Origin of the sequence: Nocardia transvalensis NBRC 15921 (assembly GCF_000308875.1) — a bacterium.
Taxonomy (GTDB): Bacteria; Actinomycetota; Actinomycetes; order Mycobacteriales; family Mycobacteriaceae; genus Nocardia; species Nocardia transvalensis.
In genome coordinates this window covers 1-22,789 of sequence record NZ_BAGL01000019.1, presented here as the reverse complement: position 1 = coordinate 22,789, position 22,789 = coordinate 1, and the positions used below count along the sequence as shown (strand labels likewise).

The window sequence follows — 22,789 nt, the reverse complement described above, 5'->3', positions numbered from 1 at the left end:
GTTACTTCCCCGCCTTCTCAGCCGCACCGGGCTTCTTACCCTTGAACATGCCCAGCATCCGGTCGGTCACCACGAAACCGCCGATGACGTTCAGCGTTCCGAACACCACGGCGACGAACAGGATGATCTGCGTGACGACCGACGGGTGCTCGATGCGCCCCAGCGTCACCAGCGCGCCCAGCACGACGATGCCGTGGATGGCGTTGGTTCCCGACATCAGCGGGGTGTGCAGCGTATTGGGCACCTTGGAGATGACGGCGAAGCCGACGAACCCGGACAGCACCAGAATCGCGATATTGGCAAGCAGTTCGGTGTACATCAGCTCTGCTCCTTCTCCGTCTCGGCGTCGCGGGTGACGCAGGAATCGGCCAGCACCTGATCGTCGAAGTCGGGCGCCAGCGCGCCGTCGACGACCATCAGCTCCAGCAGGGCGGCGATGTTCTTCGAGTACAGCTCCGAGGCGTGCTCGGGCATGGTCGCGGGCAGGTTCAGCGGCGACGCGATCGTGACCTGATGCTTCACCACGTTCTTGCCCGGCTCGGTCAGCTCGCAGTTACCGCCGGTCTCCCCGGCGAGGTCCACGATCACGCTGCCCGGCTTCATCCCCTCGACCGCGGCGGCCGTGACCAGCCGCGGCGCGGGACGGCCGGGCACCAGGGCGGTCGTGATCACCACGTCGAAGCCCTTGATGGCGTCCTCGAGGGCCTGCTGCTGCTGTGCCTTCTCGTCGTCGGTGAGCTCGCGGGCGTAGCCGCCCTCACCGGCCGCGTCGATACCCAGGTCCAGCCACTGCGCACCGACCGAGCGCACCTGATCGGCCACCTCGGGCCGCACGTCGTAGCCGGTGGTGCGGGCACCCAGTCGCTTCGCGGTCGCCAGCGCCTGCAGGCCCGCCACGCCGACGCCGAGGACCAGCACCGTCGCCGGCTTCACCGTGCCGGCGGCCGTGGTCAGCATCGGGAAGAAGCGCGTCGACTCCGACGCCGCCAGCAGGACCGCCTTGTAGCCGGACACATTCGCCTGCGAGGACAGCGCGTCCATCACCTGCGCGCGCGAGATGCGCGGAATCGCCTCCACGGCGAAGGCTCGCACGCCCGCGGCCTTCAGCGCGCCGATCTTGTTGTCGGCGTTGCGCGGCGCGAGGAAGCCGATCAGCGTCTGCCCCTTCGACAGCTTCGCGATCTCGGCGTCGTTGGGCGGGGCGACCTTCACGACCGCATCCGCCGACCACGGATCGCCGAGGGTGGCGCCCGCCTCGACATACGCCTCGTCGGGGATCAATGCGCCTGAGCCGGCCCCGGATTCGACGATCACCTGCACGCCCAGCTTCTGCAGGGCTGGAATGATCTTCGGCACCAACGCGACGCGTCGTTCGTCGGCGCCCGATTCGCGCACGACTCCGACAGACGTCCCGCGCGGCGCGTCCGCGTCTGCGCTTTGCGTTGTCTCCACTGGTCAACTTCCTTACTCGTGGTGGCAGCTGGCCCCCGTCATCGGTGGTGGGCCGCTGTGACCGGTCAAGCGATTCACAACTTACTTTCCAGTAGGTTGCTGAGAATCTTCGCAACTGTACCCGGCCCGCGGTGAGCGTAGCCGAGATCAACGTCACACTGTTGAGTGAAATTCCTCCCCCTTGTCCGGATATAGGGGCTACCGTCGACGCGGCGGGGCTGTTCCCGCACGGTCGTACGCCGTAATGTCAGCCGGGTGAGTGGCTGCATCTTCTGCCGGATCGTCTCCGGCGCCGCGCCCGCGACCAAGGTCTACGAGGACGAGACCCTGTGTGCGTTCCTCGATATCCGCCCGATCACCCGGGGTCACACCCTGGTCGTCCCGCGGGCGCACGCCACGAACCTCGACGATCTCGACCACGAGCTCGGGGCGCGGATCTTCACTCTGGGCCACCGCATCGCCAAGGGGCTGCGCCGCAGCGATCTGGCCGCGGACGGCGCGAATCTGGTGCTCAACGACGGTAAGTCGGCTTTCCAGACGGTGCACCACGTCCACCTGCACGTGGTGCCGCGCCGCGACGGCGACCTGTTCACCTTCGCGCGGGGTTTCGTGCTGCGCCGCTCGCGCGAACCCGACGCCACCGCGGCCGCGATCCGCGCCGGGCTGGACCGGCTCGACACCGAGGAGAAGGGGACCCGACCATGAGTATCGACCGCGCCGAACTCACCCAGGCCCTGGCTGACCAGTGGGACGTACTGGCACGCCTGGTCGCCGAACTGGACGAGCAGGGGTGGCGCACCCCGACGGCGCTGCCGGGGTGGACCGTCTTCGATGTGATCGCGCACGTGATCGGCACCGAATGCATGCTGCTGGGCGTGCCGGTGCCGAGCCTCGACACGGACGTCAGCGGATTCGCGCACGTGCGCAACGAGATCGGCGCGCTCAACGAACGCGCGATCGAGGCGCGCCGCGCGCGGCCGGGAACCCAGTTACTGGCGGAATTCCGGGACGTGACCGACCGGCGGCGCAAGGCGCTGGCCGGGATGAGCGACGAGGCCTGGCTGGAGCCGACCCAGTCCCCTGTCGGCCTGGTGCCCTACGCCCGGTTCATGCAGGTCCGCCTGTTCGACTGCTGGATGCACGAACTCGATATCGCCGACGCGCTCGGCGTCGCGGTGGACGAAGGCGGGCCGCGGGCGGCCATCGCCTTCGAGGAACTCACGCCCACCATCGGCCGTGCGGTGGTCAAGAAGGCCCAGGCGCCCGACGGGTCCCGCGTCACGTTCTCGCTGACCGGGCCCGTGAGCCGGCGGCTGCACATCGTGGTGGACGGCCGCGCCGAACTCGTCGACGCCCTGGACGCGCCCGCGACCGTGACGATCGAGATGCCGTCTGGCCTGTTCGCGCGGCTGCGCGGCGGCCGGGTCGACGCCGACGCCCACGCCGGGGACGTCACCGTCGCCGGCGATACGGAGCTGGGGAACCGACTGGTCCGCAACCTCGCCTTCACCATCTGATGCGACTGTTCCTGTCCAGCTACCGATTCGGCGCCCACTACGACCGGCTCGCCGCGCTGATCGACGCGCCCGGCCGGGTGGCTGTGATTCCGAACGCCTGCGACGCGTGGCCCGCGGCCTGGCAGGGCGCGGTGACCAGCGACGTGGTTCCGCTGCGCCGGTTGGGCTTTCGGCCCGACGTGGTCGATCTGCGTGAATACATCGGCCGCGCAGCGGAATTGGAGCGCACCCTGCGCGGCTATCCTCTGCTGTGGGTGCGCGGCGGGAACACCTTCGTCCTGCGCGCCCAATTCGCCCGCAGCGCAGCGGATCTGGTCATTTCACAGCTGCTGACCGAGGACGCCCTCGCGTACGCGGGATACAGCGCGGGCGCGTGCCTGCTCACCCCCGACCTGCACGGGCTGGAGGAGGCCGACGATCCCGCCGAGGTCAGGACCGCCTGCGGCATCGAACCTCGGTGGGACGGACTGGGTCTGGTCGATCATCGCATCGTGCCGCACGTGAACTCCCCCGATACCGACCCGACCGGATCCAGTAACCGGCTGGTCGAGCGCTACCGGACCGAAAGAGTCGCGCACTGGGCGCTCACCGACCACGATGCGGTGGTAGTCGACGGGCCTCGCGTCGAGGTGCTGACCGGCTAGCTCAGCTCTCGTCCGGGGCAGCCACCGCGCGCCGGGCGGCATCCTTGATGACGGGCCGCAGCCCGTCCGGATCGAAGTCGTCGCCGACCAGGAATCGGCGGACCTGCGGCACCGCCTCCGAATAGTTCATGAGGCCCATCAGCAGGGTCAGCACCTGCCCCGCGGGGAGGTCGTCGCGAATCAGCCCCCGGCGCTGCGCGTCCGCGACCTTGTCCTTCTTGTCCGCGTACCGCGCCGCCCGCTGTTCACCGGCGACCGCGTCCTTCGCGCCCACCTCCAGCGCCTCCCACATCTGCAACCGCAGGAACTCCGGATGCGCGCGGTGATAGTCGAGATGCTGGTCGATCCAGTTGTCGAGATCGCTGATATCGGTGGTGACCGCGGCGGCCACGTCGACCATCGCCTTCTCCAGCACCTGCTGGAACAGGGCCTGCTTGTCCCCGAAGTAGGCGTAGATCAGCTGCTTGTTGGCCTTGGCGTTGCGAGCGATCCGGTCCACCCGGGCGCCCGCGATCCCGTACGCGGCGAATTCGCTGGTGGCCGCGTCGAAGATGCGGGCCTTCGTCGCCTCGGGATCTCGGGGAGTCATGGTGTCGATGGTAACCAACTAATTGGTTGACAGAGGCCGCGGGACGCTGGAATAGTTTCAACCAACCGGTTAGTTACAGCTTTCGTGAGGCACGCGCCTCACTCCCCACGGCGCAACGTCGCGCCTTATCGGCCCCACCCAGATTCCGGGAGCACGACGTGTCCATGCTCGAATCCCCTTCCCTCCCAGCGACAGTCCACACCGCACCCGATCCGTACCCGGCGCGGTGGCGGGTCCTTCCCGTGGTGCTGAGCGCCATCTTCATGGCGATGTTCGACTGGTTCGTGGTCAATGTGGCGGCCTCCTCGCTACAGACCGACCTGCACGCCGGAGAAGCGGCGCTGGAGCTGATCGTCGGCGGCTACGGCTTCGCGTTCGCCTCCGGGCTGATCACCGGCGGCCGGCTCGGTGACCTGCACGGTCACCGCCGGCTGTTCGTGATCGGCATGGTCGCCTTCGCCGCCGCCTCACTGCTGTGCGGGCTGGCGCCCAATGCCTGGGCACTGGTGGCGTTCCGCATCCTGCAAGGAGCGACGGCCGCGCTGATGGTGCCGCAGATGCTGGCCCTCATCAACACCCTGTTCCCCGTGGCCGAGCGCGCCAAGGCCATGGCCGCCTACGGCGCCGCCGTCGGTCTCGGAGCGGTCGCGGGTCAGGTCTTCGGCGGCATCCTGCTGGATGCCGACCTGTTCGGCTGGGGCTGGCGCACGATCTTCTACATCAATGTGCCGGTCGGGCTGGCCGCCGCGGCGCTGGCCGTGCGCTGGCTGCCAGGGCACGAGCGCACCCAGCGTCCCCGGCTGGATCCGATAGGCGCCCTGGGCATTTCGGGTGCCCTGGCCCTGGTGCTGGTGCCGATCACGCTGGGCCGCACCGTGGGCTGGCCGCTGTGGACGTGGCTGTCGATGGCGGCCGCGGTCCCGGTCATGGCGCTCACGCTGCGCTACGAGAGCCGGCTGCCGGGCCGCGGCGGGCAGCCGGTGATCGATCTCGCCATGGTGCGCGAGCGGGTGTTCCGGTCCGGCCTGGTGATCTCGGGCGGCTACCTGACCTTCTTCGCCGGATTCATGCTGTGCCTGACGCTGCTGTTGCAGAACGGGCTCGGGCTGACGCCGCTGCATGCCGGGCTCGCCTTCGCGCCGCTGGGACTGTGCTTCGCGGGCAGCTCGTTCTTCCTGGCCCGCCCGGTCGCGAATCGGATCGGCAATCGGGTCATGGTGGCGGGCACGCTCACCAGCCTGGTCGGGATCAGTCTGATTCTGATCGTGTTGACCTGGGCCGGAACGGATCTCAGCGTGTGGGCGCTCATCCCCGGCATGATGATCGTGGGCATCGGCAACGGGCTGACCATCCCCTCGGCGATCGGCGCGGTCCTCTCCTCGGGCATCCCGCCGCAGCAGGCCGGTATGGCCGCCGGGGTGCTGACCACCTCACAGCAGTTCGGAAATGCCATCGGCGCAACGGTTCTGGGCACCATCTACTTCTCGGCCCTCGGAACCGCCCACGGCACAGGCGACTACGTCTTCGCCATGCAGGCCGCGGCCTTGGCCGGCCTCGCCGTCCTGGCGACGGTCCTGGCCGCCGCCCTCACCCTCCCCCGTCAGCCCGCATAGCCCGCCGGTACTCCGTTTTCCGGCGCGCTTTCGGCCGGAATCTACTGCACGCAGGTGGTAGGTCCCGGCCAAAAGCGTGCCGGGACAATGGGGTGGTGAGGTGAGTGCCGTGGCGGCCTGAGTGCCGTACTGCGCTAGAGGTAGAGGCCGGTGCCGTGTTCGGGGCGCTCGCTGGCGACGGCGTGGAGGTCGCGTTCGCGGAGGACCAGGTAGGTCTGGCCCTGGAGCTCGACCTCGAACTGGTCCTCGGCGCCGAACAGGACGCGGTCGCCGACGGCGACGCTGCGGACGTGCGAGCCGACGCCGGATACCTCGCCCCAGACGAGGCGCTTGGCGACCTGCGCGGTGGCCGGAATCAGAATGCCTCCACTGCTGCGCCGCTCCCCGGACTCCTGGGCCACGTGCACCATGACCCGGTCGTGCAGCATCTGGATCTCTAGCTTGGCATCGGGCACCGCGGCAGTGTACTCCCGCGGAAGGGGGAGATTTCCGGTGGATTCCGGCCAAAAGCGTGCCGGAATCAAGGGCGGGGACGCTCGTTCAGCCCGTGAGCACGTAGTTTCGGAGGTGTGGATGTGAACACCCTTGCCGCGCTGCTTCCCAAGGGCACTGTGATCACCGATCCGGACATACTCGCCGGGTATCGGCAGGATCGGGCGCTGGATCCGGAGGCGGGGACGCCGCTGGCGCTGGTGCGGCCCACGACCACCGAGCAGGTGTCGGAGACCGTGCGGTGGGCGAACGAGAATCGCGTGCCCGTGGTCCCGCGCGGGGCGGGGACCGGGTTGTCGGGCGGCGCCACGGCTCAGGACGGCGCGCTGCTGCTGAGCACCGAGCGCATGCGCGAGATCAGCGTCGACCCCGTGACCCGGACGGCGATCGCGCAGCCGGGGCTGCTGAACGCGGAGGTCAAGCGGGCCGTCGCCGAGCACGGGCTGTGGTACCCGCCGGACCCGTCCTCGTTCGAGATCTGCTCGATCGGCGGCAACGCCGCCACCAACGCCGGCGGCCTGTGCTGCGTGAAGTACGGCGTCACCACCGACTACGTGCTCGGGATGCAGGTCGTGCTGGCCGACGGCACCGCGGTGCGCCTGGGCGGCCCGCGGCTGAAGGATTCCGCGGGACTGTCGCTGACCAAGCTGTTCGTCGGCAGCGAGGGCACCCTCGGCATCATCACCGAACTCACCCTGCGCCTGCTGCCCGCGCAGCCGCCCCAGAGTACCGTCGTCGCAACGTTTTCCACGCTCACCGCCGCCACCGAGGCGATCCTCGGCGTCACCGGCCGGCTGCGCCCTTCGATGCTGGAATTCATGGACTCGGTGGCGATCAACGCCGTCGAGGACGAATTGCGCATGGGCCTGGACCGTTCCGCCGCCGCCCTGCTGGTGGCCCGCTCGGACGCACCGGGCGAGCATGCGGCCGAGGAGGCCGCCGTCATCGTCGCCGCGTGCGAGAAGGCCGGGGCGGTGGAGGTTTTCAGCACCGAGGACGCCGAGGAGGGCGAGGCGTTCACCGCCGCACGGCGATTCGCCATCCCCGCGGTGGAACGCCGCGGCACGCTGCTGCTCGAGGACGTCGGGGTGCCGCTGCCGCGGCTGGGCGAGCTGGTGGCCGGCATCGCCGAGATCGCCGCGCGCCGCGACGTCCTGGTGTCGGTGATCGCACACGCCGGCGACGGCAACACCCACCCCCTGATCGTGCACGATCCGCACGACCCGGACGAGACCGCCCGCGCCCACCTCGCCTTCGGTGAGATCATGGAGCTGGCCATCGCCCTGGGGGGCACCATCACCGGCGAGCACGGCGTCGGCCGCCTGAAGAAGGCATGGCTGCCCGATCAGCTCGGCCCCGATGTGATGGACCTGACCCGCCGCATCAAGGACGCGCTCGACCCGCACGGCATTCTCAATCCCGGCGCGGTGCTGTAGGAACAAACGGATACCACCGAGGAGTTTCACCGCACATGACGACCAGGCTCGAACACAACGTCGACGACACCCGATACGAGATCTACCTCGACGACACTCTCGCCGGTTATGCCGACTACAGCGAAGTGGTCGTCGGCGATCGGAAGGCCCGGGATCTCCAGCACACCCTGACGTTCCCGGAATTCCGCGGCTTGGGCGTGGCCGCGCAGGTCGTCGAATACGCGCTGCGGGATTCCCGCGAGGCGGGCTTCGCCATCATTCCGACCTGCTGGTATGTGGAAAAGTTCATCGGCGAGCACCGCGAATACGCCGACCTGGTCGCCTGAGCGGCGCTAATTCCTGGTGGGCGAGGTGCCCGCGTTCGAGCTCTTGCGCCGCCACACCAGGAACTGCCGGTCCGTGACGCTACCCATCGCCTCGATCACCTTGCTGTTGTCGAAACCCGGCAGCCGCTGCAGGCGCACGAGAAAGGCCGAGTCGGCCGCCGAATGTGGCACGACGCAACCATTTCCCTGGGCGCCTATCAACACGAAGAAGACATCGTCGGCGAACGGTCCGTCCGCTGTCGTGATGATCCGCACCTCCGTGAGGTCGTGCCATGCCACCTCTTCGATCCGTCCGTTGTCCAACGTGCGCCGGACGAATCTGTCGTTGATCTCGACGCCGGCCATGCATCAATAGTGCTCCGTACACGGCCGGTTAGATAGCCCCAATTCGCCCGATTGCGACTGAAAGTACGTATGTAAGAACAGATCCCGGCCACAAGCACGCCGGGATCATGGGCGGTTGGTTTACCACGGGATTGCGCGCGAGCCTACTACCGCAGGATTGCGCGCAGCCGGCTCGCGGGGATTGCGCGCGGCCGGACTGCCACAGGATTGTGCGCAGCCGACCCGCGCGACCGGACTACCGCAGGATCGCGCGGGACATGACCACGCGCTGGATCTGGTTGGTGCCCTCGTAGATCTGGGTGATCTTGGCGTCGCGCATCATTCGCTCGACCGGGAAGTCCGTGGTGTATCCGGCGCCGCCGAACAGCTGCACCGCGTCGGTGGTGACCTCCATCGCCACGTCGGAGGCGAAACACTTCGCCGCCGCGGAGATGAAGCCCAGGTTCTTCTCGCCCCGCTCGGCGCGGGCGGCGGAGGTGTAGACCATGAGGCGGGCGGCCTCCACCTTCATCGCCATATCGGCCAGCATGAACTGGGTGTTCTGGAAGTCGGCGATGGCCTTGCCGAACTGCTTGCGCTCCTTGGTGTAGGCGATCGCGGCGTCCAGCGCGCCCTGCGCGATGCCCACGGCCTGCGCGCCGATGGTGGGGCGGGTGTGGTCGAGGGTCTCGAGGGCGGTCTTGAAGCCGGTGCCCTCGGCGCCGATGAGGCGGTCACCCGGGATGCGGCAGTTCTCGAAGTACAGCTCGGCCGTCGGGGAACCCTTGATGCCCAGCTTGTGCTCCAGCGGGCCGACGACGAAGCCCGGATCGTCCTTGTGCACCATGAACGCCGAGATGCCGTTGGCGCCCTTGTCCGGGTCGCTCACGGCCATGACCGTGTACCAGGTGGACTGGCCGCCGTTGGTGATCCAGCACTTGGAGCCGTTGATCACCCAGTCGTCGCCGTCGCGGCGGGCCCGGGTGCGCATGCCGGCGGCATCCGATCCGGCCTCACGCTCGGACAGGCAATACGAGGCCATCTTGCCGTCGACGATATCGGCGAGGACCTTGGTCTTGAGCTCCTCGGAGCCCTTCAGGATCAGGCCCATGGTGCCGAGCTTGTTCACGGCCGGGATCAGCGACGACGAGCCGCACACCCGCGCGACCTCCTCGATCACGATGCAGGTCGCGACCGAATCCGCGCCCTGGCCGCCGTAGGCCTCGGGGACGTGCACCGCGTTGAATCCGGCGGCGTTGAGGGCATCCAGTGCCTCCTGCGGGAAGCGGGCGTGCTCGTCGACGTCCTTGGCGTGCGGGGCGATCTCCTTCTCGGCCAGGCCGCGGATGGCCTCGCGCAACTCGTGGTGGACGTCGTCGAGTTTGAACAGGTCGAAGTCGGGGTTGCCCGTCATGGGTGCGCTCCTGGTCGTCGGGGGTGGATCGCCTGATTCCGCGAATCTCCAGCATGTCGGCACTCAGTGCCATTCACGATCTAGTATAGGACCGAACATCGCGGCCACATGCGCGGATGTTCCCAATTTCACGTGGCACCGAGTGTCACGGCACCGATGATCTCTACGTATCGAGGTTACCGAGCCGACGCGCTACCAGGTCGGCGACCTGTCGCGGCGGCATGTCCCGCGGAAATACCGCGACCACCATGTCCGCCTCGGCCGCCGTGGCCCCGCCGCGCGGGATGGCCGCCAGCGCCGACCGCAGATCCGCGGCGCTCGCATCCGGCGCGGACACCGGCGCCGTCCCCGAGGCCGGGGTCGCGCGGACCATGCGGCGCAACAGGTAGTTGTGCGTCGCGGTGACCGCGGCGGTGAACTGGATCAGGGCCAGATCCGACGCCTCCGGTAGCCGCTGCCGCAAATAGTCGGTGAACAGCCGCTCGTACCGGAAGACCGTGACGATCTCCCGATCTCGTAGCGCCGGGACTTGACGCACGACCCGGTACCGCCGCGCCGCCAGCTCCCGCGTCTGGGTGAATCGCTCGAAGACGCCCACCACGGCCTCGCACACCGCATCCCACGGATCGTCCTGCGCCGCCGACAGATACGCCCGCGCCTGCGCCAATTGCGCCTCGTGGTCGGCGAAGACGACGTCCTCCTTGGACCGGAACTGCCGGAAGAAGGTGCGCCGCGAGATGCCGGCGGCCTCCGCGATCTCGTCGACCGTCGTTGCCTCGTAACCCTTCTCGGCGAACAACCGCAGCGCGTGGCCGACCACGGCCAGCTTGAACCCGGAGTCCCCGGCGGTGCTCATCGGCTCGTGCCCGCCCGCTCAGCCCAGCAGCCGGGTGCGCAGCGCGTCGTCCTTCTCCAGCACCATCTTTTCCAGCCCGGCCTGGAATTGCTCCATGCGCGAACGCAATTCGGGGTCGGCGGCGCCGAGAATGCGCACGGCCAGCAGCCCGGCGTTGCGGGCGCCGCCGACCGAGACCGTGGCCACCGGGACGCCGGCGGGCATCTGCACGATGGACAGCAGCGAATCCATGCCGTCGAGGTACTTCAGCGGCACCGGGACGCCGATCACCGGCAGCGGGGTCGCCGAGGCCACCATGCCGGGCAGGTGGGCGGCGCCGCCCGCGCCCGCGATGATCACCCGGATGCCGCGCCCGGCGGCCTCGCGCGCGTAGTCGAGCATGCGCTGCGGGGTGCGGTGCGCCGAGACCACCCCGACCTCGAAGCGAATTCCGAACTCCGCCAACGCCTCCGCCGCCGCCTCCATGGTCGGCCAGTCGGAGTCGCTGCCCATGATGAGGCCGACCTGCGGAGCGGAGCCTGCGGAGCGACCATCGGGCACAGCTTCGGCTTCCGTTTCATTCCCCATGCGGATCCCATCCGTCGGTCCATTCCGCGTGCGACATCCAGCGTGCCGCGCGCTCGGCCTTCTCGCGCACCTCGGCCACGTCGTCGCCGAGAATGTTGACGTGCCCGATCTTGCGGTTCGGGCGCTCGCCCTTGCCGTACAGGTGCACCTTGGCCTCCGGCATGCGCGCGAACAGATGGTGCAGCCGCTCGTCCATCGACATCGCCGGGGCCTCGGGCGCGCCGAGGATATTGGCCATCACGGTGACCGGGGCCAGCGGCGCGGTATCGCCCAGCGGATAGTCCAGGACCGCGCGCAGATGCTGTTCGAACTGGCCGGTCACCGCGCCGTCCATGCCCCAGTGGCCGGAATTGTGCGGGCGCATCGCCAGCTCGTTCACCAGCAGGTCGCCGGTGTGGGTCTCGAACAGCTCCACCGCCATGGCGCCGGTGGTGCCCAGTTCGGCGGCCAGCCGCAGCGCCAGCGCGGACGCCTCGTCGGAGGCGTGCTCCGGCAGCCCGGGGGCGGGGGCGATCACCACCGCGCACTGGCCGTCGCGCTGCACGGTCTCCACCACCGGCCACACCGCGGCCTGGCCGAACGTCGAGCGCGCCACCATCGCCGACAGCTCCCGCCGCAGCGCGACCTTGGCCTCCGCCATCAGCGAGACGCCGTGGGCGAGCTGGTCGTTCACGATCGACTCCGCCTCGGCGGCCGATTCAGGCATCCACACCCCGCGACCGTCGTAGCCGCCGCGCACCGACTTCAGCACGCAGGGCCAGCCGTGCGCGTCGCCGAACGCGACCGCGTCCGCGACGGATTCGACCGGGGCGAAGGCCGGGACCGGGACGCCGAGTTCGCTGAGCCGGCGGCGCATGGCCAGCTTGTCCTGGGCGAAGACCAGCGCCTGCGGCGGCGGTTGCACGTTCACGCCCTCGGCGACCAGCTCCAGCAGGTGCTCGGTCGGCACGTGCTCGTGGTCGAAGGTCAGGGCGTGCGAGCCCACCGCGGCCTTGCGCAGCGCGGCCAGATCGGTGTGCGAGCCGATCACGACCTCGGGGGTGACCTGCGCGGCCGGATCGTCGGGGCGCTCGGCGAGCACGCGGAGCCGCTGGCCCAGCGCGATGGCGGCCTGATGGGTCATGCGCGCCAGCTGACCGCCGCCGATCATGGTCACGGTCGGCATGACGGAGGCGTCGAAGGGACGGGAACCGGGATCGGCGGCTCGCTCGCTGTGCTCGTTCACGGCCCTCAATGGTGTCATGGCGGGTGCACGGTAATCGCGTGCGGGTTGGTTACCGGAAAATCGCGGCACGTAGACTCGGGTGGTGTCAATCGTCGACGACGTGGTCAGCGCCCTACCCCGAACCGTCCGGGATCTCGTCCAACGCCATCACGAACTGATCAAGTTCGCGATTGTGGGCGCCACCACGTTCGTCATCGACAGCGGCATCTTCTACATCCTGAAATTGACCGTACTGTCGCCCAAGCCGATCACCGCGAAGATCATTTCGGGTGTGATCGCGGTCATCGCGTCCTACATTCTCAATCGGGAATGGTCGTTCAAGGGCCGCGGCGGGCGCGAGAAGCATCACGAGGCGCTGCTGTTCTTCGTAGTCAGCGGCATCGGCGTCGTCCTCAGTTTCCTGCCCCTGTGGGCCTCGCGGTACGTGTTCAACCTGCAGGTGCCCAACGTCAGCCTGATGACGGAGAACATCACCGACTTCCTCAGCGCCTACATCATCGGCAATCTCCTGCAGATGGTATTCCGCTTCTGGTCCATGCGCCGCTGGGTCTTCCCCAACGAAATCGACACCCTCGTAGAGGAATTCGAGGAATTGTACGAAGAGGAAGAGCAGCTAGGGCACAGTTGATTCGGCGTCGGCTCCGCCGCCGCATGTCGCGGCCCTCTTGCCCCGAGTCTTCCCTCCTCCGCTCCTCCGCTTCGCTCCCCCGCTCCGTCAGTCCAGACTCGGGGCGGGCCGCGACCTATAGGGTCCACTACTCATCTGGGCTCGCTGATGGTGCCGCCGTTGTCTGCTCGTCCGGCTGTGGGTTTGCCCAGGAACACGGCGAAGAGGGCGGGGCGGCGGCGGTGTAGTTCCAGGCGGCCGCCGTCGGCTTCGATGAGGGCTCGGGCCAGGGCGAGGCCGACGCCGGTGGAGCCGGCGCCGGAGAAGCCGCGGTCGAAGATGTGCGGGGCGAGGTCGTCGCTGACGCCGTCGCCCTCGTCGGCGATCTCCACGGCTACCAGCGGCTCGCGGTCGGGGCCGCCGTAGACCGTCCGGACCGAGACCGTGCAGTCGCCGCCGCCGTGCATCAGGGCGTTGTCCACCAGCACCGCCACCGCCTCGCGCAGCCGGGATCCGGTGACCGGAGCGGTCAGCGTCGGATCGCCGGACAGGATCAGTTTGCGCCCGGCCTCCGCGAACGGGTGCCGCCACTCGGTCACCACGCCACGCAGTTCCGCGACCACCGGCACGGGATCGCGGTCGGTCGCGCCCTCGTCCCGGGACGCGCGCACCAGATCGTCGATGGCCGCGGTCAGCCGGTCGACCTGCGCCATCGCCTCCTCCGACTCGTGCACCACATCCGGATCGGTGTGCGCCGACAGCTCGTCCAGGCGCAGCCGCACGGCCGTCAGGCGGCTGCGCAGCTGATGGGAGACGTCGGCCACCAGCGCGTGCTCGCGCTGCAACCGGCCGGAGATCTCGACGGCCGCCGAATCCAGCACATCCGAGACGCGATCCAGTTCGGTGATGCCGTGGCGGCGCGCGTCCAGCCGGAAGTCGCCGACCGCGATCCGCGCGGCGCGGGCGGCGACATCGCGCAGCGGATCGGCGACCCGGCGCGCGGTCACCACCGCGACCGCGGCCCCCGCGGCCAGCGATGCGAGCGCGACCAGCGCCACCGCCCCGACCGCCTGCCGCTGCATGGAATGCATGGGCCGCGCCGGCACCTCCAGCCGCAGCGATCCCGAGGTGCCCATCGACAGCGACTCCACCACCGGATCACCCACCTGCGCCACGCCCACGTCGATCCGCATCGCGGCATCCTCCGGCGTGGGATAGACGATGGTCAGCCGCCCGCCCGGCGGGATCAGCGGCCGCACCGACCGCAGGTCCAGCGTCCCGTGCACCTGCCCGTCGTCACGCTCTTGGGCGACGATCTCCACCGCCATCCGATCCAGCCGGGCGCGCAGGTCACCGCGCGTGATGTCGGCCACCCACTGCCAGGCCGTGAAACCCAGCGGGATGCCCAGCACCACCGTGGTGAGGGTCAGGGCGGCCAGCATCGACAGCAGTATTCGGCGCCGCATGTGCTCCTCAGTCGGTGTTGAACCGGAAGCCGACGCCCCGGACGGTCACGATCCGGCGCTCGGCCACCGGGCCCTCGTCACCGATCTTGCGGCGCAGCCAGGACATGTGCATATCGAGCGTCTTGGATCCGCGCAGGTCGGCGTCGCCCCAGACCTCGCGCAGGATGGTCTCGCGCGGCACGACCTGGCCGGCGCGGTCGATGAGCACCTTGAGCAGTTCGTACTCCTTGTTGGCCAGATTCACCTCGTGGCCGTTGACCAGGACGCGCCTAGCCTGCGGCTCCAGCCGGATGCCGCCGACCTCGACCGCCTCGTCGCCGATCCCGCTGCGCCGCAACAGCGCCCGCACCCGCGCCAGCAGTTCGGCCAGCCGGAAGGGTTTGCCCACGTAGTCGTCGGCTCCCGCGTCCAGCCCGACCACGAAGTCGACCTCGTCGGTGCGCGCGGTGAGCATGAGCACGGCCAGATCCGCACCGCGGGCCCGCACCTGGCGGCACACCTCCAGGCCGTCCATACCGGGCAGGCCCAGATCGAGAATCAGCAGATCGTGGCCGCCTTCGAGCGCCCGCTGCAACACCGCCGGCCCGAAACTCTCGACGGTTACCGAATAGCCCTCGCGTCCCAATGCCCGCGAGAGTGGGGCTGCGATGGCCTCATCGTCTTCGGCCAGCAGTACGACGGTCACGCCCCAAGATTACGCAGGGTTTATTGCGTCGTCTCCGACAACGCGGGTTTGCGGCGCCCGGAAGGCCCGATTTTCCGAGGCCGCTGCTCGCTCCTGCGTCGCTTGCGCAGCGACCTCGGAAAATCGGGCCGCGCCGCAAACCGTGGTGGCCGGTATCAATGCCGCCCCTGCTGCCCGCGGTCGTAGCGGGGGTCGTAGGGCGGGTTCTGCGGGTTGTCGAAGACCTCGTGGTACAGCAGGGCGTGGACCTTCTGCACCTGCGGGATGTCGTCGTACTCCAGCGGATCGCCGGAGGCCGCGTCGATGATCAGCGTGCCCGTGCCGAGCAGCCGGTCGGACAGGCCGTGGCGGAACTGGATATTCGCGATGCGGTTCATCGGGATATCGATGCCCGTGTGGGTGAGCACGCCCTCGCGCACCAGCACGCGACGGTCGGTGATGATGAAATGCGTTGACTTCCAGCGCAATACGGGGCCGGCGCAGCGCCACACCACCAGCACGGCCCAGATCGCGACGACCGCGATGAGTACGGCGCTGCGGGTGGTGCCCTCGGTATTGCGCGACGCGTACCCCCCGGCGAATCCGGCGAGCGCGGTCGCCACGATCAATGTGACCGCCGGCCAGAACAGCATCTTCCAATGCGGATGACGATGCAGCAGCAGACGCTCCTCCGGCGCCAGCAGCTCCTCCGGATAACCCATACGCGAACCCTACCGCGTCCGGATGCGAGAATCCCCTGACAGCGAACGACGTTGTGCTGCACAATCGGCGCGCGTCATCTCGACGGCTCTTCCCTGCACGAAGTACTGCCCGGCTTTTCCATGTCGATTGCGATAGCGGAGGCGTGCGTGACCAAGGAACTGACTCAGCTGGAACTGCTGACCGAGCTCGAGCCGGTAGCAGAGCAGAATCTCAACAGGCACCTGGCGATGGCCAAGGAGTGGCACCCGCACGACTACGTGCCCTGGGACAACGGCCGTAACTTCGCCGCGCTGGGCGGCGAGGACTGGCATCCGGCGCAGTCCGGGCTGACCGAGGTCGCCAAGGTCGCCATGGTCACGAACCTGCTCACCGAGGACAACCTCCCCTCCTACCACCGCGAGATCTCCGAGAACTTCTCGCAGGACGGCGCCTGGGGCACCTGGGTCGGCCGCTGGACCGCCGAGGAGAACCGGCACGGCATCGTGATTCGCGACTATCTCGTCGTCACTCGCGGCGTGGATCCGGTCGCCCTCGAAGAGGCCCGGATGATCCACATGACCAACGGCGCGCACTCCCCCGACGACTGGGGCGGCTTCCTCGAGAATGTCGCCTATGTCACCTTCCAGGAGCTGGCAACGCGTGTGTCGCACCGTAATACCGGCAAGGTGTGCGACGACCCGATCGCCGACCGCATGCTGCAACGCGTCGCCGCCGACGAGAACCTGCACATGATCTTCTACCGGACGATGTGCGCCGCGGGCCTGGACCTGGCGCCCGACCAGGCGATGGCGGCGATCACGAAGGTGCTCACGCACTTCACCATGCCCGGCCACGGCATGCCCAACTTCCGCCGCAACGGCGTGCTGATGGCCAAGCACGGCATCTACGACCTGCGCCAGCACCTCGAAGAGGTGGTGCAGCCTGTGCTGAAACACTGGAACATCTTCGACCGCAACGATTTCGGGCCGCGCGGCGAACAGGACCGCGAACGGCTGGCCGCGCACCTGGAGCAGTTGGCGCGGGACGTGATCAAGTTCGAGGAGCAGCGCGACCGTCTGCTGGCGCGGGAGCGGGCCCGCGATATGGCCGTGGTGTGACCCGGTGCGCCGGTTCAGTATCCGGCGCGCAGGTGCGTGACGTCGCCCGCGGCCACGGCGCGGCCGCCGATCAGGAGCCGGCCGTGGTCGTCCACATCGGTGGCGACGCCGGTGAGCACCTCGCCGCCGGGTAGCTCGGCGCGGACCTCGGTGCCGAGCGTGGCGCACCGCTTGCGGTACTCCTCGGCCAGGCCGGTGATATCCCAGTTGGCGGTGCGCCAGGCGGTGTACTGGCGAGCGAATTCGCGCAGCATCGACAGCGCCAGCGCGGTCCGGTCGACCTCCTCGGCACCGGCCAGGACCAGTGAGGTGGCGTGCGGCACCGGCAGTTCGTCCTCGGTCAGGCTGACATTGAGCCCGGTGCCGACGACGATGGCCGGTGTCCCGCTGCCGAAGGCGGCCTCGGCCAGGATGCCCGCGACCTTACGGCCGTCGATGAGAACATCGTTGGGCCACTTGAGGTTTGCCCGCAGGCCGGTCGTCTCACGCACGGCGTCCACCGCGGCCACCCCGGCCAGCAGCGGCACCCAGCCCAGCACCGCCGGGTCGGCGCCGCGCGGGCGCACCAGGATCGACAGCGAGATCTGCGCCCGTGACGGGCTGACGAAGACGCGCTCGTGCCGTCCGCGCCCGCTGACCTGACACTCCGCGAGCAGCACCCGGCCGTCCGAGCCGGGATCATCGGCCCGGGCGATCAGATCCGCGTTCGTGGACCCGGTCGATTCCACCACGTCGACGTGGGAGAACAGGGACAGGTCGGGGTGTTCGGCGATACTGCGCCGCAACAGGTCGGCATCCAACGGTGGCCTCTGCACACCCCGCAGGCTACTACTGCCGGCCTGCGGGGCCGCCGGGCGCGCTCACCCGATGAGGCAGTACTCCCCGATGGCCACGGGGCCGGGCATGTCGTCGTTGTGGTCTGCGGAGTCCCTCCACTCCTCCGGGTCGACCACTGTCGGTTGCGGTTCACCGGCCTGCCTGGTCCACACCGCGGCGGCGGCTCTTTCGGCGACGGTTCTGCTCCATTCCCACATGACGCGCCTCCCCTGCGCTCGATTTCGGGGTAACTCCACCGTAACGTAGAGCGCCCGCGCCGCGACAGCGATTTTCGCCGGGCACCCCCGCGGCACCGAATGACGCTGCCGCACAAGACGGTAGGATCAGACCGGCTGCAGCCCGAGTGCGCCGGCGACGAAGCGACGCACGGCTTGGTCCCCGGATTCCAGTGCGGCCTCGTAATTCTCCCGGGACCAGCCCGAAACATCCGCGGTGCCATCGGGATTCGGCGTCACGACGACCTCGGCCACCATCTCGGCGGTGGTGGGCTCGCACACCGCCCACGAGTAGCAGGTCTGCTCGTCCCAGCCGCGGGCGCGGCGGGCCACGTAGTCCGGATCGGTGATGCCGCCGTCGGCGAGCGCGGGGCGGTCGTCGATGCGGTCGTCGGCGCGCAGGGCGCGCAGGTACCAGCCGCCGGCGTTGATCTCGATCGGCTCCATCAGCGACCCCGCCGCCGATCGCGGCGCTGGTGCCGGAGTTCCCGGGACTGGTGCCTCAGTTCCCGGCGGCGCTGTTCGATCTCGAGGCGGTGCGCCTGGGCCTCCTGGCGGTGCTCCTCGAGTTCCTGGCGGTGCTCCTCGGCGATCTGCCGCCGCCCCTCGGCGTCGTGGCGGCGATCTTCGCGTCCCTGCCCGAGGGCGCCGAAGACGATGCCCGCCGCCGGGATCATCAGGAACCACAGCCAGGTGTTCGTGACGAAGAACAGCACGATCGCGAGGATGACGACGAGCCCCATGGCCGGACCGCGGAATGCCGGCGGGCCGCCGGGGCGGGGCTGCTCCGGCTTCTTCTCCTCGGCGGCGGACGATTCCGGCAAGTCGGCGAAGACCTGGACCAGGTCGCCGCGGGTGACCGCGGCCGCGACGACCGCACTGCGCTCGTCGAATTCGGTCACCGACAGACGTCCGGCGGCGAAATGATCCGACAGTCGTCGCATGGCCTGCTCGCGCTCCGCGGTGCCGATGCGGATGTCGGGAGAATCAGCCATGACACGAGATTAGCGCGTGCCGACCGGCGTCGCCCGACCCCCGCACTGGTCTCGGACCGCTTTGCCCGATTAGGGTCGACAACCACTCGGAACCCATCGCGCGCAGTCACACGGAGGCCCTGAGAGTGGCACGGAAGTTCGGCAGATATCGGCTCGATCGGTTGATCGGGCGGGGCTCGGTGGGCGAGGTATGGCTGGCCCGCGATACGGCCGCCGATCGCGAGGTGGCGTTGAAGATCCTCACGATCACCGCGGGCGAGGATCCGGGCTACCGGCAGCGCTTCGAGCGGGAGGCGCGCGTCGGCGCGAGCCTGCGGAATCCGCACATCGTGCCGATCCACGACTTCGGCGAGCAGGACGGCCGGCTGTTCCTGGACATGGCGTACGTGCCGGGCACCGATCTGTCGGTGCGGTTGCGCACCGGGCCGATCGGGGTGCCGGAGGCCGTCGATATCGTCTCGCAGATCGCCGAGGCCCTCGATGCCGCGCATGCCGCCGGGCTGGTCCATCGCGACGTCAAACCGGCCAATATCATCGTGCACTCCGGTGGTTTCGCGTATCTCATCGATTTCGGGATCGCGCGGTCGCCGAACCAGACCACCATCACCGCAACGGGTTTCACCATCGGGACGCTGGCCTACATGGCTCCCGAGCGGTTCACCGGCGACGCCGAGCCCCGCTCGGACATCTACTCGCTGGCCTGCGTGCTGTTCGAATGTCTCACCGCGCAGCGCCCGTTCGGCGATACCGACCCGGTCCAGGCCCTGCACGCGCACCTGAGCACCGACCCGCCGCGCCCGTCGTCCGGCAATTCCGCGATTCCGGCGGCCTTGGACGCGGTCATCGCCCGCGGCATGGCCAAGAAACCCGAGGATCGCTATTCCAGCGCAGGCGAACTCGCCGCGGCCGCCCGAGCCGCCGTCGGCATGCCCCACCCTGTGCCTCGCACCCCACCACTCCCCGAACAGTCGACTCCGGGCGAATCGCCTTGGACGAAAACAGATTCGGAGCAGACAACCCGCGTACTCTCGGATAACTCTGCCGCCCAGGCGAATACATCGGGCTCCCCGCAGCCCACCCGCGCGCTGCCCGACAGTGCTGCCGCACAGATATCTCCCCGGCCGACCCGGGCGCTTCCCGAACACCCTGGCGCACAGGCGTATACACCGACGCAGCAGCCTCGCCCGACACGCATGCTGCCGGGTCATCCGGATGCCGAGGTCGGTTCAGGGCGACCGCCACTCAACCCGACACGGATGTTGCCGACCGGGGTGGGAGCGCCTCGGCAGGCACCGGCCCCGCCACAGCAGCAGCCGCGAAAGCAACGGTCCGTGGGCAAGATCGTGGCTGTGCTGGCAGTGGTAGCCCTGCTCGGATTCGCGCTCGTGGCCGCGTGCACCGCCGTGGTGCTCCAGGGCGGTGGGGGCCAGCCGAATCAGGGACCCGCCGCCACCGCCGCGTCGACCACCGCCCCCAACGAGCCGCGCACCACCCAGGTGCCCACCACCACGCCTAACGGAAACACCTGGCCGCCACCAGGATTCACCCTGCCGTTCCCCACCGTCTTCCCGAGCACATTCCAGATCCCGTTCCCCACGTTCCCTCCTCCACGAGGGCAGTAGACCCTGATTCCGGCGCGCTTTCGGCCGGAATCCATCGGGAGATCCCGGCCAAAAGCATGCCGGGAAATGAAGTAGGGGACGCCCCGAGAAATGAAGTGGGGAACGCCCGAGGAATGAAGTGGGGAACGCCCGAGGAATGAAGTAGGAAACGCCCCGAGGAATGAAGTAGCGGAACGCCGCGAAGAGAGGGAACCCCCGGAAACCACCGGGCCCGGCCCACTCGATGGAGTGGCCGGGCCCGGCGAAAGCGCTACTACCTACTTGATCTCGGCAAGCACGGTGCCCTGGGTGATGGCGGAGCCGGCCTCGATGGACAGGCCCGTGACCACGCCCGCCTTGTGGGCGTTGACCGGGTTCTCCATCTTCATGGCCTCGAGGACCACGATCAGGTCGCCGGCCTCGACGGACTGGCCCTCCTCGACGGCGACCTTGACCACGGTGCCCTGCATGGGGGCCGTGACCGCGTCACCCGAGGCCGCGCCGCCGCCGGCGCCACCGCGCTTGCGCGCCTTGGGCTTCTTGCGGATGACGCCGGCGCCGTTGCCCGCGGCGACCGCCGCGCCCGCACCGACGGTGAACTGACCCGGCAGCGAGACCTCCAGGCGGCGGCCGCCGACCTCGACGACCACCTTCTGGCGCGCCTCGGCCTCGTCGTCCTCGATCGGCTGCCCACCGGTGTAGGGCTCGATCGGGTTGTCCCAGTCGGTCTCGATCCACTTGGTGTAGACGTCGAACTTGGTGCCGTCGCCGACGAAGGCCGGGTTCGACACGATGTGCCGGTGGAACGGCAGCACCGTCGCCAGGCCCTCGATCTCGTACTCGTCCAGCGCGCGCCGCGCCCGCTCCAGCGCCTGGGTGCGGGTCTCGCCGACCACGATCAGCTTGGCGAGCATGGAGTCGAACTGGCCGCCGATCACGGAACCGGCCACGACACCGGAATCCATCCGGACACCGGGGCCGGTCGGCTCCTTGTACACGGTCACGGGACCCGGAGCGGGCAGGAAGTTGCGGCCCGCGTCCTCGCCGTTGATCCGGAACTCGATCGCGTGCCCGCGCGGGGTCGGATCCTCGGTGATGGTCAGTTCCTCGCCGTTGGCGATGCGGAACTGCCAGCGCACCAGGTCCAGGCCCGAGGTCTCCTCGGTCACGGGGTGCTCGACCTGCAGGCGGGTGTTCACCTCGAGGAACGAGACCGTATCGCCCTGGACCAGGTACTCGACCGTGCCGGCGCCGTAGTAGCCGGCCTCCTTGCAGATCCGCTTGGCCGACTCGTGGATCTTCGCCCGCGTCTCGTCCGACAGGAACGGCGCGGGGGCCTCCTCGACCAGCTTCTGGAAGCGGCGCTGCAGCGAGCAGTCACGAGTTCCGGCCACGATGACGTTGCCGTGCTGGTCGGCCAGCACCTGCGCCTCGACGTGGCGGGCCTTGTCCAGGTACTGCTCCACGAAGCATTCGCCCCGGCCGAACGCCGCGGTCGCCTCGCGGGTCGCGGACTCGAACAGCTCGGGGATCTCCTCGATGGTGTGCGCGACCTTCATACCGCGGCCACCGCCGCCGAACGCGGCCTTGATCGCCACGGGCACGCCGTAGGTCTTCGCGAACTCCACGACCTCGTTCGCGTCCTTGACCGGGTCCTTGGTGCCGGCGGCCATCGGCGCCTGGGCGCGCTCCGCGATGTGGCGGGCGGTCACCTTGTCGCCGAGGTCGCGGATGGACTGCGGGCTCGGCCCGATCCAGATCAGCCCCGCGTCGAGTACGGCCTGCGCGAAATCGGCGTTCTCCGACAGGAATCCGTAGCCCGGGTGGATGGCGTCCGCGCCGGACTTGCGAGCGGCGTCGAGGACCTTGTCGAACACGAGGTACGACTCCGCCGACGTCTGGCCACCGAGCGCGAACGCCTCGTCGGCGATTTTCACGAACGGCGCATCAGCGTCCGGTTCCGCGTACACCGCGACGCTGGCGATACCGGCATCCTTGGCGGCCCGGATCACACGCACCGCGATCTCGCCCCGATTGGCAATCAGGACCTTCGTGATCTGCGCGCTGGCATGGCTGGGCACTGGGCCTCCTGTGCTTTGGACAAACTAACGTCTGGAGCGAGTGTAGGC

25 protein-coding genes and 1 pseudogene are annotated in these 22,789 nt (G+C 69.0%); 9 read left to right on the top strand and 17 right to left on the bottom strand.

Going from position 1 to position 22,789, the window contains the following annotated elements; genetic code table 11:
• Position 1: 1 nt before the first annotated feature.
• Both ON41_RS07525 and ON41_RS07520 read right to left on the bottom strand, forming a co-directional pair.
• The gene (locus ON41_RS07525; protein WP_040746366.1) at positions 2 to 319 is read right to left on the bottom strand and encodes an NAD(P) transhydrogenase subunit alpha part 2; all 318 of its coding nucleotides are present in this window, start codon (positions 317 to 319) and stop codon (positions 2 to 4) included.
• Positions 319 to 1,452, bottom strand: coding sequence for a Re/Si-specific NAD(P)(+) transhydrogenase subunit alpha (locus tag ON41_RS07520; protein ID WP_040746364.1), 1,134 nt, complete (start codon positions 1,450 to 1,452; stop codon positions 319 to 321). The genes ON41_RS07525 and ON41_RS07520 overlap by 1 nt, the downstream gene beginning before the upstream one ends.
• A 255-nt stretch (positions 1,453 to 1,707) precedes the next feature.
• Between ON41_RS07520 and ON41_RS07515 the strand changes: the two genes are divergently transcribed.
• The 3 genes from ON41_RS07515 to ON41_RS07505 are packed head-to-tail and all read left to right on the top strand — an operon-like array spanning position 1,708 to position 3,613.
• Complete coding sequence (locus ON41_RS07515) at positions 1,708 to 2,157, top strand: HIT family protein (protein WP_040746362.1); 450 nt, start codon at positions 1,708 to 1,710, stop codon at positions 2,155 to 2,157.
• Entirely contained in the window at positions 2,154 to 2,969 is an 816-nt protein-coding gene (locus ON41_RS07510) for a maleylpyruvate isomerase family mycothiol-dependent enzyme (protein WP_040746360.1), read from the top strand. The genes ON41_RS07515 and ON41_RS07510 overlap by 4 nt, the downstream gene beginning before the upstream one ends.
• Entirely contained in the window at positions 2,969 to 3,613 is a 645-nt protein-coding gene (locus ON41_RS07505) for a Type 1 glutamine amidotransferase-like domain-containing protein (protein ID WP_040746358.1), read from the top strand. Before ON41_RS07510 ends, ON41_RS07505 begins: the two co-directional genes overlap by 1 nt.
• A 1-nt stretch (position 3,614) precedes the next feature.
• Here ON41_RS07505 and ON41_RS07500 read toward each other — a convergent pair whose 3' ends face one another.
• Positions 3,615 to 4,202 carry a TetR/AcrR family transcriptional regulator gene (locus ON41_RS07500; RefSeq protein ID WP_040746356.1) on the bottom strand — a complete coding sequence of 196 codons (588 nt, stop codon included), beginning with the start codon at positions 4,200 to 4,202 and terminating at the stop codon, positions 3,615 to 3,617.
• A gap of 164 nt (positions 4,203 to 4,366) precedes the next feature.
• On the opposite strand from ON41_RS07500, the gene ON41_RS07495 reads away from it, so the two are divergent.
• Positions 4,367 to 5,815: an MFS transporter gene (locus tag ON41_RS07495; protein WP_040746354.1), complete on the top strand. Its 1,449-nt coding sequence runs from the start codon at positions 4,367 to 4,369 to the stop codon at positions 5,813 to 5,815.
• Between the two features lie 134 nt (positions 5,816 to 5,949).
• Here ON41_RS07495 and ON41_RS07490 read toward each other — a convergent pair whose 3' ends face one another.
• Positions 5,950 to 6,270, bottom strand: coding sequence for a GroES family chaperonin (locus tag ON41_RS07490; protein WP_040746353.1), 321 nt, complete (start codon positions 6,268 to 6,270; stop codon positions 5,950 to 5,952).
• A gap of 114 nt (positions 6,271 to 6,384) precedes the next feature.
• On the opposite strand from ON41_RS07490, the gene ON41_RS07485 reads away from it, so the two are divergent.
• Both ON41_RS07485 and ON41_RS07480 read left to right on the top strand, forming a co-directional pair.
• Positions 6,385 to 7,743, top strand: a complete 1,359-nt coding sequence (locus ON41_RS07485) for an FAD-binding oxidoreductase (protein WP_040746351.1) — start codon at positions 6,385 to 6,387, stop codon at positions 7,741 to 7,743.
• A 35-nt stretch (positions 7,744 to 7,778) separates the two neighbouring features.
• Positions 7,779 to 8,069, top strand: a complete 291-nt coding sequence (locus tag ON41_RS07480; protein WP_040746349.1) for a GNAT family N-acetyltransferase — start codon at positions 7,779 to 7,781, stop codon at positions 8,067 to 8,069.
• A gap of 6 nt (positions 8,070 to 8,075) precedes the next feature.
• Here the strand turns inward: ON41_RS07480 and ON41_RS07475 are convergent, their stop codons facing one another.
• The 5 genes from ON41_RS07475 to ON41_RS07455 all read right to left on the bottom strand — a co-directional run bounded on the left by ON41_RS07475 (position 8,076) and on the right by ON41_RS07455 (position 12,395).
• A complete protein-coding gene (locus ON41_RS07475; protein ID WP_040746347.1) occupies positions 8,076 to 8,414 on the bottom strand; it encodes a hypothetical protein in 339 nt (112 codons plus the stop codon).
• A gap of 235 nt (positions 8,415 to 8,649) precedes the next feature.
• Positions 8,650 to 9,807 (bottom strand): acyl-CoA dehydrogenase, encoded by a 1,158-nt coding sequence (locus ON41_RS07470; RefSeq protein WP_040746345.1) that lies wholly within the window; start codon positions 9,805 to 9,807, stop codon positions 8,650 to 8,652.
• Positions 9,808 to 9,970: 163 nt separating this feature from the next.
• The gene (locus tag ON41_RS07465; RefSeq protein WP_040746343.1) at positions 9,971 to 10,663 is read right to left on the bottom strand and encodes a TetR family transcriptional regulator; all 693 of its coding nucleotides are present in this window, start codon (positions 10,661 to 10,663) and stop codon (positions 9,971 to 9,973) included.
• Between the two features lie 18 nt (positions 10,664 to 10,681).
• Positions 10,682 to 11,230 carry a 5-(carboxyamino)imidazole ribonucleotide mutase gene (gene purE / locus ON41_RS07460; protein ID WP_083905202.1) on the bottom strand — a complete coding sequence of 183 codons (549 nt, stop codon included), beginning with the start codon at positions 11,228 to 11,230 and terminating at the stop codon, positions 10,682 to 10,684.
• Positions 11,220 to 12,395 (bottom strand): 5-(carboxyamino)imidazole ribonucleotide synthase, encoded by a 1,176-nt coding sequence (locus tag ON41_RS07455; protein WP_246461501.1) that lies wholly within the window; start codon positions 12,393 to 12,395, stop codon positions 11,220 to 11,222. The genes purE and ON41_RS07455 overlap by 11 nt, the downstream gene beginning before the upstream one ends.
• Positions 12,396 to 12,537: 142 nt before the next feature.
• Between ON41_RS07455 and ON41_RS07450 the strand changes: the two genes are divergently transcribed.
• A complete protein-coding gene (locus tag ON41_RS07450) occupies positions 12,538 to 13,083 on the top strand; it encodes a GtrA family protein (protein ID WP_040746469.1) in 546 nt (181 codons plus the stop codon).
• 131 nt (positions 13,084 to 13,214) lie between these two features.
• On the opposite strand, the gene ON41_RS07445 is transcribed toward ON41_RS07450, so the two are convergent.
• The 3 genes from ON41_RS07445 to ON41_RS07435 all read right to left on the bottom strand — a co-directional run bounded on the left by ON41_RS07445 (position 13,215) and on the right by ON41_RS07435 (position 15,914).
• Positions 13,215 to 14,528, bottom strand: coding sequence for a sensor histidine kinase (locus ON41_RS07445; protein ID WP_040746340.1), 1,314 nt, complete (start codon positions 14,526 to 14,528; stop codon positions 13,215 to 13,217).
• 7 nt (positions 14,529 to 14,535) lie between these two features.
• Positions 14,536 to 15,213: a response regulator transcription factor gene (locus tag ON41_RS07440; protein ID WP_040746339.1), complete on the bottom strand. Its 678-nt coding sequence runs from the start codon at positions 15,211 to 15,213 to the stop codon at positions 14,536 to 14,538.
• A 155-nt stretch (positions 15,214 to 15,368) separates the two neighbouring features.
• Positions 15,369 to 15,914, bottom strand: coding sequence for a PH domain-containing protein (locus ON41_RS07435; RefSeq protein WP_040746338.1), 546 nt, complete (start codon positions 15,912 to 15,914; stop codon positions 15,369 to 15,371).
• Between the two features lie 147 nt (positions 15,915 to 16,061).
• Here ON41_RS07435 and ON41_RS07430 point away from each other — a divergent pair, with 147 nt between their 5' ends.
• Positions 16,062 to 17,012 (top strand): acyl-ACP desaturase, encoded by a 951-nt coding sequence (locus ON41_RS07430; protein ID WP_040746336.1) that lies wholly within the window; start codon positions 16,062 to 16,064, stop codon positions 17,010 to 17,012.
• A 14-nt stretch (positions 17,013 to 17,026) separates the two neighbouring features.
• Here ON41_RS07430 and ON41_RS07425 read toward each other — a convergent pair whose 3' ends face one another.
• The 4 genes and pseudogenes from ON41_RS07425 to ON41_RS42940 all read right to left on the bottom strand — a co-directional run.
• On the bottom strand, positions 17,027 to 17,827 hold the full coding sequence (locus ON41_RS07425; protein WP_246829466.1) for a biotin--[acetyl-CoA-carboxylase] ligase: 801 nt from the start codon (positions 17,825 to 17,827) through the stop codon (positions 17,027 to 17,029).
• A gap of 45 nt (positions 17,828 to 17,872) precedes the next feature.
• Positions 17,873 to 18,046: a hypothetical protein gene (locus tag ON41_RS41420; RefSeq protein ID WP_157185395.1), complete on the bottom strand. Its 174-nt coding sequence runs from the start codon at positions 18,044 to 18,046 to the stop codon at positions 17,873 to 17,875.
• A gap of 126 nt (positions 18,047 to 18,172) precedes the next feature.
• On the bottom strand, positions 18,173 to 18,511 hold the full coding sequence (locus tag ON41_RS07420; RefSeq protein ID WP_040746332.1) for a hypothetical protein: 339 nt from the start codon (positions 18,509 to 18,511) through the stop codon (positions 18,173 to 18,175).
• A 158-nt stretch (positions 18,512 to 18,669) separates the two neighbouring features.
• A pseudogene (locus ON41_RS42940) lies at positions 18,670 to 19,059 on the bottom strand (DUF1707 SHOCT-like domain-containing protein); the annotation flags it as partial.
• A 125-nt stretch (positions 19,060 to 19,184) separates the two neighbouring features.
• On the opposite strand from ON41_RS42940, the gene ON41_RS42230 reads away from it, so the two are divergent.
• Positions 19,185 to 20,681 (top strand): serine/threonine-protein kinase, encoded by a 1,497-nt coding sequence (locus tag ON41_RS42230; protein WP_051161084.1) that lies wholly within the window; start codon positions 19,185 to 19,187, stop codon positions 20,679 to 20,681.
• A gap of 257 nt (positions 20,682 to 20,938) precedes the next feature.
• Here the strand turns inward: ON41_RS42230 and ON41_RS07405 are convergent, their stop codons facing one another.
• Positions 20,939 to 22,741 carry an acetyl/propionyl/methylcrotonyl-CoA carboxylase subunit alpha gene (locus ON41_RS07405; RefSeq protein WP_040746330.1) on the bottom strand — a complete coding sequence of 601 codons (1,803 nt, stop codon included), beginning with the start codon at positions 22,739 to 22,741 and terminating at the stop codon, positions 20,939 to 20,941.
• Between the last annotated feature and the right edge of the window lie 48 nt (positions 22,742 to 22,789).

What these genes read in the sequence shown, in the direction of transcription:
- ON41_RS07525 (WP_040746366.1), bottom strand. Translation starts at nt 319, where the DNA reads ATGTACACCGAACTGCTTGCCAATATCGCGATTCTGGTGCTGTCCGGG.
- ON41_RS07510 (WP_040746360.1), top strand. Translation starts at nt 2,154, where the DNA reads ATGAGTATCGACCGCGCCGAACTCACCCAGGCCCTGGCTGACCAGTGG.
- ON41_RS07505 (WP_040746358.1), top strand. Translation starts at nt 2,969, where the DNA reads ATGCGACTGTTCCTGTCCAGCTACCGATTCGGCGCCCACTACGACCGG.
- ON41_RS07500 (WP_040746356.1), bottom strand. Translation starts at nt 4,202, where the DNA reads ATGACTCCCCGAGATCCCGAGGCGACGAAGGCCCGCATCTTCGACGCG.
- ON41_RS07495 (WP_040746354.1), top strand. Translation starts at nt 4,367, where the DNA reads ATGCTCGAATCCCCTTCCCTCCCAGCGACAGTCCACACCGCACCCGAT.
- ON41_RS07480 (WP_040746349.1), top strand. Translation starts at nt 7,779, where the DNA reads ATGACGACCAGGCTCGAACACAACGTCGACGACACCCGATACGAGATC.
- ON41_RS07475 (WP_040746347.1), bottom strand. Translation starts at nt 8,414, where the DNA reads ATGGCCGGCGTCGAGATCAACGACAGATTCGTCCGGCGCACGTTGGAC.
- ON41_RS07470 (WP_040746345.1), bottom strand. Translation starts at nt 9,807, where the DNA reads ATGACGGGCAACCCCGACTTCGACCTGTTCAAACTCGACGACGTCCAC.
- ON41_RS07465 (WP_040746343.1), bottom strand. Translation starts at nt 10,663, where the DNA reads ATGAGCACCGCCGGGGACTCCGGGTTCAAGCTGGCCGTGGTCGGCCAC.
- purE (WP_083905202.1), bottom strand. Translation starts at nt 11,230, where the DNA reads ATGGGGAATGAAACGGAAGCCGAAGCTGTGCCCGATGGTCGCTCCGCA.
- ON41_RS07455 (WP_246461501.1), bottom strand. Translation starts at nt 12,395, where the DNA reads ATGCCGACCGTGACCATGATCGGCGGCGGTCAGCTGGCGCGCATGACC.
- ON41_RS07445 (WP_040746340.1), bottom strand. Translation starts at nt 14,528, where the DNA reads ATGCGGCGCCGAATACTGCTGTCGATGCTGGCCGCCCTGACCCTCACC.
- ON41_RS07435 (WP_040746338.1), bottom strand. Translation starts at nt 15,914, where the DNA reads ATGGGTTATCCGGAGGAGCTGCTGGCGCCGGAGGAGCGTCTGCTGCTG.
- ON41_RS41420 (WP_157185395.1), bottom strand. Translation starts at nt 18,046, where the DNA reads ATGTGGGAATGGAGCAGAACCGTCGCCGAAAGAGCCGCCGCCGCGGTG.
- ON41_RS07420 (WP_040746332.1), bottom strand. Translation starts at nt 18,511, where the DNA reads ATGGAGCCGATCGAGATCAACGCCGGCGGCTGGTACCTGCGCGCCCTG.